18 protein-coding genes are annotated in these 15,874 nt (G+C 45.9%); 13 read left to right on the forward strand and 5 right to left on the reverse strand.

Translation table 11 applies throughout. The features are described from left to right. Positions 1-107: 107 nt before the first annotated feature. Both IEX62_RS00960 and IEX62_RS00965 read right to left on the reverse strand, forming a co-directional pair. Positions 108-815, reverse strand: a complete 708-nt coding sequence (locus IEX62_RS00960) for an AIM24 family protein (protein ID WP_188773540.1) — start codon at positions 813-815, stop codon at positions 108-110. A 115-nt stretch (positions 816-930) separates the two neighbouring features. Continuing rightward, entirely contained in the window at positions 931-1,344 is a 414-nt protein-coding gene (locus IEX62_RS00965; RefSeq protein ID WP_188773541.1) for a hypothetical protein, read from the reverse strand. Between the two features lie 785 nt (positions 1,345-2,129). On the opposite strand from IEX62_RS00965, the gene IEX62_RS00970 reads away from it, so the two are divergent. Together IEX62_RS00970 and IEX62_RS00975 are read left to right on the forward strand one after the other, a co-directional pair. Continuing rightward, entirely contained in the window at positions 2,130-2,297 is a 168-nt protein-coding gene (locus tag IEX62_RS00970) for a hypothetical protein (protein WP_188773542.1), read from the forward strand. 256 nt (positions 2,298-2,553) lie between these two features. Next, positions 2,554-3,387 (forward strand): EcsC family protein, encoded by an 834-nt coding sequence (locus IEX62_RS00975; protein WP_188773543.1) that lies wholly within the window; start codon positions 2,554-2,556, stop codon positions 3,385-3,387. A gap of 281 nt (positions 3,388-3,668) precedes the next feature. On the opposite strand, the gene IEX62_RS00980 is transcribed toward IEX62_RS00975, so the two are convergent. Further along, positions 3,669-4,187 carry a hypothetical protein gene (locus IEX62_RS00980; RefSeq protein ID WP_188773544.1) on the reverse strand — a complete coding sequence of 173 codons (519 nt, stop codon included), beginning with the start codon at positions 4,185-4,187 and terminating at the stop codon, positions 3,669-3,671. Between the two features lie 196 nt (positions 4,188-4,383). Between IEX62_RS00980 and IEX62_RS00985 the strand changes: the two genes are divergently transcribed. Continuing rightward, complete coding sequence (locus tag IEX62_RS00985; protein WP_188773545.1) at positions 4,384-5,100, forward strand: metal-dependent hydrolase; 717 nt, start codon at positions 4,384-4,386, stop codon at positions 5,098-5,100. A 259-nt stretch (positions 5,101-5,359) separates the two neighbouring features. On the opposite strand, the gene IEX62_RS00990 is transcribed toward IEX62_RS00985, so the two are convergent. Both IEX62_RS00990 and IEX62_RS00995 read right to left on the reverse strand, forming a co-directional pair. Then, positions 5,360-5,773 carry an ImmA/IrrE family metallo-endopeptidase gene (locus tag IEX62_RS00990; RefSeq protein WP_188773546.1) on the reverse strand — a complete coding sequence of 138 codons (414 nt, stop codon included), beginning with the start codon at positions 5,771-5,773 and terminating at the stop codon, positions 5,360-5,362. Between the two features lie 93 nt (positions 5,774-5,866). Continuing rightward, positions 5,867-6,310 carry a helix-turn-helix domain-containing protein gene (locus IEX62_RS00995; RefSeq protein WP_188774013.1) on the reverse strand — a complete coding sequence of 148 codons (444 nt, stop codon included), beginning with the start codon at positions 6,308-6,310 and terminating at the stop codon, positions 5,867-5,869. A gap of 456 nt (positions 6,311-6,766) precedes the next feature. Between IEX62_RS00995 and IEX62_RS01000 the strand changes: the two genes are divergently transcribed. The 10 genes from IEX62_RS01000 to IEX62_RS01045 all read left to right on the forward strand — a co-directional run bounded on the left by IEX62_RS01000 (position 6,767) and on the right by IEX62_RS01045 (position 15,862). Then, a complete protein-coding gene (locus tag IEX62_RS01000; RefSeq protein ID WP_188773547.1) occupies positions 6,767-7,273 on the forward strand; it encodes an ArpU family phage packaging/lysis transcriptional regulator in 507 nt (168 codons plus the stop codon). A gap of 236 nt (positions 7,274-7,509) precedes the next feature. Beyond that, entirely contained in the window at positions 7,510-7,974 is a 465-nt protein-coding gene (locus IEX62_RS01005) for a hypothetical protein (RefSeq protein WP_188773548.1), read from the forward strand. 474 nt (positions 7,975-8,448) lie between these two features. After that, complete coding sequence (locus tag IEX62_RS01010) at positions 8,449-9,387, forward strand: hypothetical protein (protein ID WP_188773549.1); 939 nt, start codon at positions 8,449-8,451, stop codon at positions 9,385-9,387. Further along, complete coding sequence (locus tag IEX62_RS23655) at positions 9,380-9,718, forward strand: YqzN/YkzM domain-containing protein (RefSeq protein WP_229685542.1); 339 nt, start codon at positions 9,380-9,382, stop codon at positions 9,716-9,718. The genes IEX62_RS01010 and IEX62_RS23655 overlap by 8 nt, the downstream gene beginning before the upstream one ends. A gap of 1 nt (position 9,719) precedes the next feature. After that, positions 9,720-11,177 carry a phage tail sheath subtilisin-like domain-containing protein gene (locus IEX62_RS01020; protein ID WP_188773550.1) on the forward strand — a complete coding sequence of 486 codons (1,458 nt, stop codon included), beginning with the start codon at positions 9,720-9,722 and terminating at the stop codon, positions 11,175-11,177. 82 nt (positions 11,178-11,259) lie between these two features. Then, positions 11,260-11,667, forward strand: a complete 408-nt coding sequence (locus tag IEX62_RS01025) for a phage tail tube protein (protein WP_188773551.1) — start codon at positions 11,260-11,262, stop codon at positions 11,665-11,667. A 237-nt stretch (positions 11,668-11,904) separates the two neighbouring features. Further along, complete coding sequence (locus tag IEX62_RS01030) at positions 11,905-12,339, forward strand: phage tail assembly chaperone (RefSeq protein WP_188773552.1); 435 nt, start codon at positions 11,905-11,907, stop codon at positions 12,337-12,339. 195 nt (positions 12,340-12,534) lie between these two features. Continuing rightward, on the forward strand, positions 12,535-14,205 hold the full coding sequence (locus IEX62_RS01035; protein ID WP_188773553.1) for a hypothetical protein: 1,671 nt from the start codon (positions 12,535-12,537) through the stop codon (positions 14,203-14,205). 32 nt (positions 14,206-14,237) lie between these two features. Beyond that, complete coding sequence (locus IEX62_RS01040; RefSeq protein WP_188773554.1) at positions 14,238-14,882, forward strand: LysM peptidoglycan-binding domain-containing protein; 645 nt, start codon at positions 14,238-14,240, stop codon at positions 14,880-14,882. Then, the gene (locus tag IEX62_RS01045; protein WP_188773555.1) at positions 14,879-15,862 is read left to right on the forward strand and encodes an XkdQ/YqbQ family protein; all 984 of its coding nucleotides are present in this window, start codon (positions 14,879-14,881) and stop codon (positions 15,860-15,862) included. Before IEX62_RS01040 ends, IEX62_RS01045 begins: the two co-directional genes overlap by 4 nt. The last annotated feature ends 12 nt before the right edge of the window (positions 15,863-15,874 follow it).

Here is a 15,874-nt window from a genome sequence, read left to right on the forward strand (position 1 = left end):
GGTATAAGAAGATTATAGAGCATCGACAGCGAATAAAGTGCAGAATCATCAAAGCTTCAGCAACAACTCAAAAATCGTTTAGCAAAACTTCATAGTTTAGGAAAACTTCATTTAATGAAAATCCCGCCAAATGGAATCACTTCACGTAAAATGCGCTTGAACAGACTATTATCCTCGAGATGCTCCTCCAGTTCACCATGATCGTGACCACTATGCAGCAGAACAGAGCCACTACCCGTAATCGCCCACTGATAATGCATATGCTGACTGGCAAGATGATTACCATAGACGCTAAGTCGCAGATCAGCATTTTCGGGATAAGCGAGCAGGCTACGTGAGTCGACATAGATCGGCTGGTTAGGATGCAGCTCCAGCTCGACGACTGCACCGCGAGTGAGCAGACCGATCTCGCCCTCGCCGCCGAACTTTACTTTAATAATATCGCGTGTGATCAATATATTTTTCAGCTTGAGCAGACGGGTCTGCATCGTAATCCCAGCGGTATAGTAGAACAAATGACGAAAATCATACAGCAGATCACTGCCAGCATCGATGCGAATCGGGATGAGATTAAAGCCCGGTGGTAACGAGCTAACAAAGCGGCAAGGCCCGGTAAAGTCGGCGCGAATCAGATTGCGTTTGCGATACATGCCTTTCACATCCATCAGGCGATCATTGCGCCCTGCGGAAGGCCCTTCATAAGCAATAATCTGACCTGGATGCAGCATATGCAGCTTTTCGGCTTCAGCTAGCTTTACGATCATTGCCTGACCGCCATGTGGGAGTGTTGCAGATTGCTGCCATTCCAATTGCATCGGGCAAACCTCCTTAAAATACAATACATGGATTGAATATGAGTAATGAATGGATCATCTATTGTTATTTATCTACCCAATCGCCAGTAGCACCGCGCAAAAAACCGCCGTAGCATTAACGGCGGCGTAGTCCGAAGCGGACGAGGCGGGTGAAAACGAACCAGAGTAGCACAAGACCGATTGCGGAGAACAGTAGCGTTTTCCAGAAGCGGGCACTTGCTGCGCGTTCGGCTTCCGCTTGCTGCAATTGCTTAACCGTCTGGGCGAGTAATTCATTTTGCTCGGCGAGACGTGTATTTTCATCGCGAAATGCCTGCATGTTTTGCTTGGCTTCATCTAACTGCGTCATCGCTTGATCATAGTTCTGCTTGAGCTGATTCACCTCCTGAGGTAGCTCGGTGAAGCTCTGGATTCCATTTTTGTAATCTTCCCACCAACCGGCATGAGCTGTGGACTGATCCAGCAGTATACCGGTGCTTGTCAGCATCAATGTAATGAGGGCGGACAGCATCAGGCGTTTATATTTCATTCGTGTGGTTGTTCCTCCTTCGGTGTGTAGCGCATGGATATAGGGTGATACGGGTAGGCTCATCGAGTCGTACAGTAAATAGTAAAATAAGCTGTACAGTAAGTAGTAAGAATAAGCTATACAGTCATATCGTAGCGATCAGTAGTAAAAAGTAGTCAAGCTGCTGTAGGGCATCCCTCTATCGATATTGCGTTCAGATCAATACATGATGCAGAATCGCCTAGCACGACATTTCATTTGTATAGTAGTTATGGCTAATAAGAATCAGACGTAGTATAAGAAGTCGTCGTAAAGGAAACAAAGGATGGTCAAATGAAAGGCATATCTGTTTTAAATTACCGTCATTATATACGTAATAAACACAGAAAAGGTGCCGAATTTGAAACTTTTATCAAAAAAATACCAAATAGAACGTTGACAATACCCAAATTTTAGAGTAAAGTAGACCAAATCTTCCATGCAGTCATCTTTTCTATCATTGGGATTACATGTATCGATGACATCCGTTATCGATTGGCCTGCTGAGGTCAGATTAGATGGCATAATGATCTATAGCTAGCGTGCCTATGTTTAAAGTGGAATAAGACAGGGTAATAGCTATTTGTCCTGAACAACAATGTGAATAGCTCTCGTCCATGCGTTGCGATTCACACATTACTTTTCCTATTTTTGATTCCTGTGGTTACAGGATCAACGACACTATATATAGTCGGATTATTCGTAAAGAATAACGATGATCCATTCCCAACAACAAAAACAACCATAACAGCAAGGAGTGACACACTATGCATCAAACAAACTTTGAATCGAACTTCAAAAAAGTCATGATTACCGTAAACGGCGAGCCTGTAGGTAAAGGCCTTGTGATCGACAGCGTAACTTACGCACCTGTTCGTGATCATGAAACAACTGCATCTTTGATTGACCAGGAACCGACTGCGCCAACTGCTTAATCGGCGGCATACGATGATCTTTTATACTTCTGCCGCTGTACGGCAGTATCATACCAATAACACGCAAGACGCAGGCTTATGGCACTGTGTCTTTTTTGTATGCATGGAATGGTTGAGGATAGTTATCTAAATAAAATAGCATCTTGCAGGGTCAAGCACGTGTTTCAAGTCGCCAGCTTGAGTATAATAGTCATAAAAAGCTCGAATAGGGCAAGCTAGCATAGACTATGAATTGAGAAAGCTGGAGGGATCAGATATGGAGATACAGGAGACACGGGAACAACTGGAGCAGGAGCTACAGCAGATAGCCAAATGGGAAAAGGAACAGAACGGTTCATCATGGCTGGATCGAATCGGACGTATTCCATTTGCTGTGCTGGATCGCTTAACTCCCAAATTTATTCGTGATAAGCTGGGGGTTGCTCTGAATGAAATTGGACGCTTTATCCAATCAGGCGGTTCCTATCTGATCTCTCCGAAAGCGATGATGAAAAAGCTTGCCAAGGCGAGCGGACAGCCGGATGCGGAGCTGAAGCCCAAGGATGTAGCTCGTCTGCCGCTTCGGGTAATGGATGATACAGCGCTCGATCTATCTCGCAGCCGTGCTAATCTGGCAGCGATCGAGGGAGCTGCTTCGGGGATCGGTGGAATTTTCACCATTGCTGCGGATATTCCAGCCATGATCGGTATTTCGTTAAAGGTGCTACAGGAAATTGCGCTTTGTTACGGCTACTATCCTGCTGATCCGCAGGAGCGTCTGTTTATTCTTAAATGCTTGCAGTTCGCTTCCTCGGATGTGGTAGGCAAAAAAGCTGTGCTACAGGAGCTAGCGAACTTTGAAAAGGCGGATACGGGAAAAGAGGTATTTTCGCAAATTCAGGGCTGGCGTGAGGTCGTAACGACATACCGTGATAATTTTGGCTGGCGCAAGCTATTTCAGGCGGTTCCGGTTGCAGGTATTCTGTTCGGCTCAGTCGTTAATAAAAATTCACTGGATGGCATTGCAGAGGCAGGTCGCATGCTGTATCGTAAGCGCCGTATTATGGAGCGCTTGCGTGAGCTGGATAGCCCGGTTGCGCTGGAAGGCTAAATTACAGCTGCAACGTATAGAAAGTAGAAAAAAACGCCGATTTTGCATGGATGTGCAAAAATCGGCGTTTTCTTTTTCACAAAAGCGAACGTATGTGCTATAATACGAATAGCTGTTCGCTAGCCTTCTACATATCATGATTCATCTATGTGTTCCGTAGTCGTCGCGCGCTGCGGAGGTTCAATCGATCAGGTAAGTCCCTGCCTGCCAGATGAACGAGTAAGAGTAGGAATTGTTTGACATGATACGCTATGAAGATCATACAGATAGAATAGGATGAATTATTGAATATTATCGCCTGCTGGCGTCAGGTTGCCTACACGCATGTTTAGTATTGTATGATTCGGATACTTCGGATGATGCTCGGCGAATACGACAACAATTCCCTTTTGATGCTGTGTATTCGTCCAGAGCTGGCGAAGTTTGCTTTGTTCTTGCTTACTGTAGGACAATGTATACATAGATCCATCTCCAGTAAACGCTTGTAATGTATCCAAAAAAGCATCCCAGCTTACTTCGCGCTTGAATTGATCAGACGTTTGAGAGTAGATCAGCTCATAGTTACCGTCTTTAATATTATTAATCAGCTGTTCAGGCGGAAGTGGATATTCCTGTGCAGATCTGGCATGAGTTATATTCGGCTGCGATAGCTTGATCATCGACAGATGATCTCCGCCTTTGCGTGTCAGTGGATTCTGTTCAGCTACCGAATGCGCGCCTGAAAGGCTACAGCCGCTGAGTAATAGTGAAGATACGATCATGACCGGTACGATGCGTCGCCAATGCTGTAATGGATTCATAAAAAGCTCTCCTTATGTGCCGGACTGCGTGCCCGGTCATGTAGTGAATCCGGATCAATGTTGGGAATCATCCGGGTATAGATTAACGATACTACAAAGCAAAGCGTTAGCTATACCATTTTCCAAAATTTAACACAACGTTAATGGAATGAAAACAGCGGATTTACAAAAGTACAGAAGGGAAGAATATCGCATCATGATGGGTAAATCCCACTTCATCATTAGTACAGGCTTAACTGTCTCGATTATGACAATGGCAGGCGTTCCCGTTACATCCGCTGCCGTTGTTGCCGCTGCCGTCAGTTCATTATTACCCGATATCGACGAGCCTAATTCAATCCTCGTTTCCAAAACATTGTCTGAGCCGATTTTGCGCATCCTTCAGACGATTATGCTGGGAGCGGTGGTCTGGATTTTGTGGAAAGGTCTGTTCGGTATGCCGTGGGATCTTGGCATCGCGGTTGCTGTTGTATTTGTCGCCTTTTTACCGCTTCGATCTCTACGCAAGGTCGTCATGTGTCTGATCGGAGTTGGCATTATGATATATGGACGAGAGATTTCACCATGGAATTACATGGGTGGTAGCCTGCTGATCATTTGTACCTTTTTACCACATCGCGGCTTAACCCACACAGTCTATGGCACCGCAGCCTGGACTGCCCTGCTATATGGCACCACCGCCCATACTGGCAATAGCATCTGGTTTGCTGGCGGCGTATCCTATCTGCTTCACCTGCTAGCCGACTCACTCACCAACCGTGGCGTGCGACTGCTGCCACCACTCAAATGGCGTCTACGCTTCAATCTGATGAGCACCGGCACTCGCAAAGGCTCTGCCGTAGAAAATGTCTGCATCCTGCTGACGATTATTATTACGGGATTGGTGTTTCTACCGAAGTTAACAGGTGGCTGAAGAGGGAAAGGCTCTACCTTTTGGACAAGGTTTTTAAAAAGGAGAAGGTCTTTTATTTCTTCTAAAAATGGTTGCTGTTCTTAGCATATAACATTATAAAAGCACTCTACATGTAATTCGATTAACCGCTACAAACCTCAAGAAAGTAGCATAACAGGTGTAACCAAACGAGCAAACCCTGCCCTTCTAGAACGCATCTGCACAGCAGACTGCAAGTAGAAAAGCAGGGTTATTTCATAATAAAAGAACATATGTTCGATCAAACATCAAAAAAATATAGCATTTCCTGTGGAATGCCAGTACGCATAGCAAATGCCTCCAGCGTCTCATCATCACGCTGCTCGCGGCCTGTCGTTAGAAGCGTAATCGCAAATGAGTTCGCCTGCCGCTCCAGCTTGCCCGGCCAGAAATAAGAGTGCTCTTCTAAAAAGAAGCGGCTAAGTCCCTTGTGCAGACGGTCATGTCCTAATTCGTGAGCACATACGAAGCGCTGCCATTGCTCGGACAGTCCCTGATTAATGACGATAAAGCGTCGTCTCAGCTTGGCGTAGTACAGCCCTTTGGTGGATTTGCCGAGGTCCATGTAGCGAATATGTATGCCGAGCGCGGTAGCAATCTCGAAAGGGCAATTGGTCTTGTATTGATGTACGAGCCTGGCTGCGATATCATCCATCGGTATCATTCACCTCGATTAAGCATTAGGATTAAAGCATCCGGTAGGGAGTAGTGTGGACAGGATGATGACAGAAGCACATCACTTGCCTGATCAGGAGCCACGCCTTTCCTTGGGAGCAGGGGTTACCGGCTTACGCTTGTTCATATGCTTGGCTTCCCAGAATAATCCGGTCAGCACATCCTTGATCCGCTGTCTGTCTTCTTCATCCAGTGGAACGCCATCGAACATTAATTCTCCGTCTTCTTCCAGCATCTTTTTAAAATCACGCTTATCGCGAGAGCTTGCCCACTCTGGAATCTGCGTATGCTCTTCAGGACGCAAATATCCGGCATGATCCATCATTTCGGCATAGGAGATGCCCAGCGCACCAGCGATCTTTTCAATCGTTTGTGGCTTAGGAACACCGCGCTTTCCATTTTCAATGCGCGAGATTTGGGAGGTGCTAATACCGGCTGCATCTGCCAGCTGGTTAATGCTCCATTTTTTCTGTTCACGCATATGCTTCAAATATAGTCCAAATGAAGATTGCTCCACTGACAAAACATCCTTTCTCCCGGCCTCTTGCACCGTAGACTGCAATATCAAAGCTGTATATGACAAATGATCCGTTCCAGCTCCGTATATCTTCCTTCTTTAACTATACCCCATTATTGCCATTAGGTAAACATTGGAAATGTACTCTTTGCCAAAAGGCATAATCGAGTGAGGAAAAGAGAGTAAATGAAGGATTGAATGGGAAAAACTGCTGAATTTGGCGGTTTACGAAAATGAATAGACATGATATCTTAAATATACGAAATGCGAACAAAATACGAACACTACCAAAAAATTGGAATTGAGATGATAGAAACTAAGCTTTAAAACGTCTATCGTCCACCAAGCTATTGTGTTTTTATTGCCAAAAGGCAAAATTAAATATCGTCAGTATCTACTGTCTCTGACCGTTCCTTCATGCTAGCCCCACTTATCACACCAAAGGAGTGTTGTACAATGAACCCGATGATTTCCCTACCCGAGCTAGACCGCCGTCAGACCCGTACTGCTGTGGAGGCTGTATTTGAAAAATATCGTATTTATAAAACAATCACATTTGAAATTCGTGAAACATCACTTACTGCTTCCTATGAAGCGAGAATGCATGGCCCAACCAATGTCACCAGTGATCCGACCGCTGGCGCAGCCATTTATAATGTAGATACACCTGCGGCACGACGTGCCTATTGCGAACGTGTGGAGGCGATTGTAGCTCGCCTGAGTGAACGGGAGCAGCTACTCATTCGTGAACGGTATTTGAAGCAGGATGATGTGTTTGATTACAAGGTGTACAGTCATCTGTTTGATCCGCCGATCAGCAAGGACACCTACGTAAAAATTCGCAGCAAAGCCTTTTATAAGCTGGCACTAGCTTTTGCCGATAGCAGTATGATTCGTCTGGACGAGCTGGCGCCAGCGAAGAAGCGTGCGCGTCGTGCGGATATGAGTTGTAGCTCGTTATAATAGAATACTCTGTTTGCAGAAGTGGAAAGACTGCCCAGAAGCCGGGCAGTCTTTTTATTTATCTGATTCGAAGCATGTATGCTCCGGTTATGTACACATAGAGAGAAAGATACTGTACGGGTAAAAAGTCACCATAATCGGAGAATGGATAGCATATTTCGTTAATTTATGTTATTTTATGGTAAAAATAAATTGTGCAACCTACATAATTATGTATAGATAGGAGTTATTGTTCTGTGAGAAGTGAATTGCCTGCCACTACCCCATCTGGATCAGAGCGCGTCTGGTCCACATATGTCCGTCGTGCCTGGCTGTTTGATAGTACAATTGTGTCGCTACTGGTCGGATTGTTTGGAGCGATCTATTTGAATTTTGCCTTGCAGCAGACGATGGTGCTGGAGACGGTTAGTTTGCGAGAGCAGCTGATGCTGTTTTTGCTTTTCTTTATTCCGATTGTAAGCTACGGTCTGATCGTGCTTGCACCGCTGAACAGCTGGATTCGTTCCAATATTCGGCGTGTATTGCTTCAGTTTCTTCTATTTAATATAGCGGCATTGCTGCTAACCCGAATTGTTATGAGCGCCCTTCCATTACCCGATGCGTTTGAGTCGCCGATGGTGCTATGGTGTATTCCGATTTTTGGGATGGTCTCTTATTTGTATTCGAGCTTGTTTTTGAGTCAGGCGCCAGCGGCGGTGTAGTCTAATAGAAGTAAAATGAAAAAGGTACATTTCATTTAAAGTAATACTGGAGGTATATGATTCGTCTCAAGCCAAGATGAACATTAAGCTATTGATTATCGAAAAATCCTTATTTGTTGAATTAGAAATTAATGAAAGAGCTTTTGGCATAAGTGCTAGAAGCTCTTATTTATTATAAATGCGCACTGTATCAAGGTTTATACAAAAAGGGACTTCTTTTTTACTCTCCTCCCACTCCATAATCTCGCATACTTCCACTGATAATCGTCTTTTTTCCGTCCTATACACCGTCTCCATTAGGAGAGAACCGGTGTATTATTGTATTATCGGAAATGAAGCAAAGGAGCACATCACCGAAAGCACATACGCTAATGTACAGGGCCAGCCAATTGAGCTGGTCCTTTTTAATGCGGTACGCTGCGACTGTGCTTCATTTCTGTTTTGTTGTATAAGCTTGAATCTGCAAGAAAGGAGGTGAGCAGGATTCCGAAGATCAGAGCAACGTTGAAGGCGAAGCTGGCTGAGCTCATTCCAGCATGGCAGGGCAAGGTACTGGATATTCTACCCGTTACGGCGGCACTCGCTGGCCCCTGTGCAGTGATTACCTTTGCGGAGGAAGTGCAAAAGTCATCCTGGGCGGGCTACCGACGGATTGTGAAGATATGGCCATACGCTGCACCGACAGCAGGCGGGATGGAGCAGGTGGAAGCCTGGTGTGATGTGTTGATTCGTAAGCTGCATCAGACGAGATTGGTCGATGACACTGGAGCTGCCTTTACCTGTGTATATTTAGGAGCAGCGGATAGCGATCATCTCGATCTGGCTGGCGCGCTGCTAACAAGACCGATCCGCTTTGGTGTGTATGTACCAGAGCCAACAGACGAAGAAGATAGGGTGATAGCAGCGGAGTCAAATACAACTACGGTTACAGAAACAGCGACAGCTACATCGTTAATCGAGCAGATCGAACCTACCGATCCTTGGCTGGACGCGCTTAATCGCTGGACAAGTGAGCAGCTGGGCACAGGCTGGACATTATATAATGATGCCTGGCCATCCGGTTATGTAGCGCCATCGATTTTGTGGCGGTTGACGGGGGTGAGCAGTACAGCAGCAGGCACATCTGCCTTTGAGCTGCGTAAGCAGTGGGTCGGTCATGTGTATGGCACCAGCGAGCAACAGAACAAGCGTATCGCTGGCGAGCTGGTAGAGCGGCTGAATGCAGTGGTAAAGCTACCGCTAAATAAGGAAGAGCGCCGTTATGTGACGGTGGGTGAGGCATCTGCGGATTTACAGGCAGATGCTTTTTTGAATGGGCAAATTCGTTTGACCCTCTTCCGGCGCACATCGCGCGATTTGCCCAATGCACCGCTTATTCGCGAGGTGCATCAGAATCCGGTGCTGGATGAGTAAGGATACGATGCTCCATCGGTTATTGCAGCGTGCACGCGGATGGATTCGTATCGAAGCAAAACAACGTGAGCGCATGCTTGCTCAGCACCCGCAGCATCTTTTTGAGATTATGAACAGAAATGAGGTTGATTCCATGACGGTAACGACCGAGGTATCGGCTAAGCAGCAGGCGCGTTATTCGCTACAGGAGCTGCTACCGTATGCGCAAACGACATTTGGTGTCAAACCGGAAGTCATGCATGGTGTATTCCATGATGCAGCAGATCGCACATTTACGATTGAAGAAGTACACACAAACATCCAACAATTTATGAAAGCGAAGGTGGAGTAATATGGCAGGCGGAACTTGGGAAAGCACGAATCGACCGGTATTACCGGGTTTGTATATGAATTTTCAGGCGGCAGCAGCTTCGGCTATTCAGGGCGGCGACCGTGGTACGGTAGTTGTTCTGGTCAAAAGCAACTGGGGTCCGGAAAAGCAATTTGTTGAAATTGGTAGTGAAACAGCGATTACGACCACATTCTCAGGTGACAGTGATAATGGTGCAACCGCATATGGTTCGCTGTATCTGGCACTGCTGGGTGGCCCGAAAAAGCTGCTCGCTTACCGTCTGGCAGACGATACAGCAAAGGCTGCAAGTATCAGTCTGAATGCAGATACGACAGCTATATTGAAGCTGGAAGCCAAATATACCGGTACACGCGGCAATGGCTTTAGCATCACTGTACAGCCAAGCATTGCGGACAGCACAAAGCAGGAGCTGCACCTGTATGAAGGCACACGTCTGCTTCGCTCGTATGTATCGGCTTCCGGTACAGCAGCAGATTTTGCGTCACAGATCAATGGCGACATTGATAACGCCTATGTGATTGCATCTGTGCTGGGTGCGGGTGGCGTGCTGTCGAATGTAGCAACAGCTGCATTTGCAGGTGGCATGAGCGGTAACGCAGGTCTGATCAATGCGGACTACATTGCAGCTCAAGAAGCACTGGAGGCAGAGAACTTTGACGTGCTCGCACTGGATTTTGCGGCGGATTCTGCACTGCTGCAAAGCTTCTCGGCATGGGTAAAACGTGTACGTAGCGAAGGCAAAGGCATCACGATGGTGGTGGGTGGTAGTGCAGCGGACGATGTATCCTCCAAAGCAGCGACAACCGCAGCAACACGCTCCCTCGCGCTGAACCATGAAGGTGTGATCAACGTTGGTACAGGTGTACGAATCGGTACAACGGATTATAGCTCTGCCCAAACGAGCGCCTATGTGGCAGGTCTGATCGCTGGTCAACGTCTGAACGAATCGACCACCTATCATGTCGCTCCATTCGACGATGTGACTCGCCGCTGGACACGCTCTGAGCAGGAGCAGGCTGTGAAAAATGGTTTATTCATTTTCTTCCACGATGGTCGTCAGGTGAAGGCACTGCGCGGTGTGAACAGTCTCGTTATTCCAGGTGCAGGTCAGAACAATGCCTGGAAGAAAATTCGCTCTATTCGCGTAATGGATGCGATTAACAGCGATTTGCAGCGTGCAGCTGAAGACTCCTATATCGGCAAGGTAAACAATACTGAAGAAGGTCGACTTGCGCTGATCGGTGCGATGAAGGACTATCTCGGTCTGCTGGCACAGAGCAGTGTAATTGAAGCGTCTGGCTTTGATGTCATTCTCGACCCGGCTTATTATGGCGATGCGCCAGTCCAGAAGCCAGAGGCAGATCAAGTATTCCTGCAATGGAATGTGAAGCTGACGGATGTGATGGAGCAGCTGTTTGGCACATTTTACGTGCAGTAATCAGTGACAGCTGGCGATTGAATCTACGCAATAAAGGCAATACCCAACAACCATACTAACGATTCCTGAGGAGGAACAAACTATGCTGGACGCTTCAAGAGTAATTCTCGGTACACATGGACAACTGCACATTGATGGTGTGTGGCAAACACATATTAACAAGCTGGAAGCAAGCGTGGAGATTGAAAAGCGCGAGCTGAATCTGGTCGGTAATGACTGGAAAGTGCACAAAAATGGCGTGAAAAAAGGCACTGGCACGATGACCGGTTACAAAGTAACGTCCGATATGATTCAACGTGGCTTCCAGAAGTTCGACATCATCTCCAAGCTGGACGATCCCGAATCCTACGGTCACGAGCGCGTACGCCTGATCCGCTGCATGGCTGATAAAATCCAGCTTGCTAACTGGACAGCTGGCGAGGAAGTACCGGAGGAAACGACGTTTACATTTGAAGGCTACGAGCTGCTTGATCCGATCGTAGCGAACTGATCGGAGCTTTTATTTGGTGGGAAAGAAGTCGCGGTTGAATAGATGGTAATAAATGGTGATGCACAATAGCGTATGATCGTGACAGCAATGTATAAAGAAAAAGGTATGGCACACAATAGCGCAGATCGGCTAAGCTAAGCGGATTTGCCATGTATCGCTGTGCCTTTTCTTTATCTTGCCAGTGGATAGGCTGCTGTGCGAATACAATATCTATTATTTTACGGGAGGCATTTACTTATGAGCTTGAATGAAAATATGTCAGAGGAACAAATTTTGGACAGTCTGTTTGAAGCAGCGGATAAGCTACCGGAGGAAACGGTGCGTATTCAGCGTTTGGATATGCTGATGACACTGCGTGGATTGACTTCGAGTAAGGTGGATAGCATTCGGGAGCGTTGTACGGTGCGGAAGACGGTGAAAGGGCGGACGGAGGAGAAGGTGGATGGAGAAACTTTCAATGCATTACTGATTTCAGAAGCTACTGCAAAGCTAGAAGTTAAAGGACTTTCACTGAATGGCTGGGGCGATCCACGTATTACAAGTCGTTTGAAGCTGTCTGGTGGCGAACAAGCAGTACGTCGTATGTTACTAGCGGGAGAACTGAATGCTGTTGGAGATAAAGTGTTGGAGCTATCTGGTTTTGGTGTGGAGCTTGAAGACTTAAAAAACTAATCCACACCGGCGGAATTACGACGATGATGTACCATATGTGGACACGTCATCATCTCCGACCGGGCGACTTTTGGCATTTGCCAAAGGGAGAGCGTATGATTCTATTGGCATTTACTCGGCAAGAGCTGGAATCCATCAGTGCATCTTCATCTAAATAATCAAGTAGAGGCATATATGATATAAGGAGGTGAAAAAGTGGCGGATTCCAAAAATTATAAGGTCAATTTAGTAACTGATGTTCAGGATCTCGTTAAAGGTAATAATGAACTGCGTGCTACCAGTCGCTATATTGATAGTGTGAAGCGAGCAGCAGAACAATTCGGCAGAGCGAGATACCAGAGTTTAATTAAAGTAAATACTGAATTGAAATATATGGAACGTCATCTTGGTAATATTTATAGTTTGGCTGTGCGCGTAGGACGATTACGGGTCACGCCGACTGTTTATTTAATTGATCAGGCTACACCAGCATTGGAACGACTGCTAAAAAAATTGAAAGAGGTAAGTTCGTATGCAGTCGTAGCAAAAGCAAATATACATTTTAAAATGCAAGCAATACCTGCTGCTGCAACAGTCATGACCAAAGTGGATACAACGACTACTACGACCATTACAGGCTTAAATATGGATGGATGGATTACGGCACTCAATACCAATACTGCTGCTATTAATGATCTCAGTAGTAAAATTGGCTCGGCAGGTGGAAGTTCTACTAGCAAACCTAAGGGGCTACTAGATTATATTATTGGTACTGCTACAGGACTTAAAGATTTAGGTGGTGGTATTAAAGCCGCTGGTGAAACTGTAGAGTCTAGTAAAAAGCTTCGTGATGCTTGGAAATCAACACCTACTACAAAAGCCGGGAAAATACTAAAATGGGGAACAATCATTAAAGAAGGAGGTAATATTTTAGGTCAATCAGGAACTTTCTTCTCAGGCATATTAGGAGGTAGTAAGGGAATAGTTGAGAATATTTCAGGAGGTTTTAAAAGTTTGCTAGGCACTGACAATGCTTCAGCTGCACCTAGTGCTTCTACATCTTCTGCATCTTCAACTTCCAGAGTTATCGCAGAAGGTTCTGAAGGTGCAGGGAAAGCTCTAAAAGGATTTTCTAAATTTTTAGGACCCTTAGGATATGCGTTTGATGCTATAAATTTTGCGACCGCAGAAAATAATGAACAAAGAGGAGCTGCTATTGGATCAGCTGCCGGAGGAGCAATTGGCGTAGCTTTAGGTGGAGTTTTAGGGTCAGTAGTACCCGTGCTTGGCAATGTTGTATTAGGAGCAGGCTTAGGTGTTGGAGGAAGCTTGCTAGGAGATAAAGTTGGGGGGATGATTGGACAGTTGTTTGATTCTCCTAGCGTGCCATTAGATAAAACAGTTACGGAAAGTCTAAAATATGGCAATACTATGCCCCCTATTGACTTTTCGCATGTAACTGGTTTCCCTGAAGGTCCACCTAAAATACCAAGCATGATGTTAGCACCTAGACCATCATTTGCAGATCGATACATTGTACCAAATGTTGAGAATTACATGAAGCCAAAAGTAGAGGCTATGGCTCAACAAAATGCTAACAAGGTCACACCATCGACCACAATTACAACTACAACAAAAACAAGTGTCCAATCTGTTGTACAGCTGAGTGATGCGCAAATGGGAACAATTTCAGGAATGCTAAAAGATTTTAAAACTGAACTTACAAATAATATAGCTGTTAATGTTCCAGCAGGTGCTGTTCAAGTTACTGTGAAGGAAAACAAAATTGATTATGACCTGCTTGCTAATCAAGTCGGTCAACGAATTATGGTTGAGGTTAGAAAGGCTCTAGAAAATCAGAAACCTCCTGCTCAAGCTGCCCAGTAACTATTTTATTATTAGATGAAAGGAGGAACACCATGGATATCTACCTGATCGACGGTACACGAAATTTTTTCCACTTCCCTGTCAATCCAGAAGAAATTACGATCTCTCGCTCTAAAGGCTATGAGACGATCAATATGCTGGAATATGGCGAATTTGATTTTACTCAAGGCGATAAGATCAAGGAAATCAGTTTCTCGTCCTTCTTCCCCAAGGATTACGATCCGTCCTATTGTCGATACAGTAATTTGCCGACTCCACAGGCAGCGACCAATCAGCTCAATCAGTTTCTCATCTCCAAAAAGCCTGCGCAGCTCGTGATCACGGGCACTGGCGTTAACGTACCTGTGTATTTAATCACATATAACACAACCTTTCGTGGCGGTGAGCCAGACGATATCTCATTTGACCTGACTTTTCGTACATGGCGGGATGCTAAGGTGCAGACTAAAAAAACTGCTTCTCAAGGTAAAACGACTGGACAATCCGGTTCTCGTACCGATCTCAAGCAAACGGGAAAAACGTACACCGTCAAGGCGGGAGACTCCCTATCTAAAATCGCCAAGCTAGAGCTGGGCGATAGCTCGAAATGGAATGCCATTTACAAGCTTAATACAAAGGTGATTGGCGGTAACCCTAACCGTATCAAACCAGGGCAAAAGCTGGTGATGCCATCATGAGCTACAAGGTGATTGCGAAAAATCAGTATGATCTAACCTCGCTTGTAGAGACAATCAGTCTCAAAGATTCATTGGATCAGATTGCGTATCAGGCGAGCATTCGTTTGGCGGTACGAAGCGGTGCAGGTCTACCAGCCTTATCGCCAGGAATGGACATTCGAATCAGCGGTGTCCCATTTGGTAGGAAGGAGCTGCATCCAATCTTGCATCCAGGAGTCATCTGGGAGATTGAAAGTACGAATAGCGGAAGTAAACGTTTGAATATGACCGTTTACGATCGGATGATCTATTTGGAGAAGTCTGAGGATGAATATTTGCTACCAAAAGACCAGACAGCGAGTCAACGACTCAAAACGTATGCGAAGGACTGGAAAATCAATCTTGGTACAATTCCAGACACGAAGACCAAATTAGGCAAAGCTGTTTACCGATCGCAAACGATCTTTTCGATGCTTTTCGCTGATCTGAAAGAAACTGCCAAATCCGGTGGTCCCATGTTCCATCCCCGTATGACGAGCCGCGGGCTGGAGCTATTTGAGCTGGGCAGCAATAGTGAGGTGCTCCAGCTAGATCGTCTTATTGATCTAACCCAGCTGCGTACGCTAGAAGGCGCGATTACCAAAGTTAAAGTACTCGCTGCCAATGAAACGACGAGTGGCAAAGAGGTCCCCTCTAAAGTACTAGCTGTAGAATCCAAAGACACCGCTACGCTTGGTACGCTACAAAAGCATGTGAACGATGACCAGATCAAAACCGCAGACGCTGCCAAAAAACACGCCAAAAACATGCTCACAGGCATACAGCAGACATTTACCGTAACCGCACCAGATATCAATACGATCCGTGCAGGTGATGCGGTCATATTAAGCGGCATGAATCTGATCGTCATGACGGTGAGTCATGATCTGGGCAATCCTGGCACCATGACATTAGAGCTGGCAACTCGCGATTATGTCAGAAGGAGGTATTATCTTGAGTAAAAAAGATCCATA

The organism is Paenibacillus hunanensis (assembly GCF_014645615.1).
Lineage (GTDB): Bacteria > Bacillota > Bacilli > Paenibacillales > Paenibacillaceae > Saccharibacillus > Saccharibacillus hunanensis.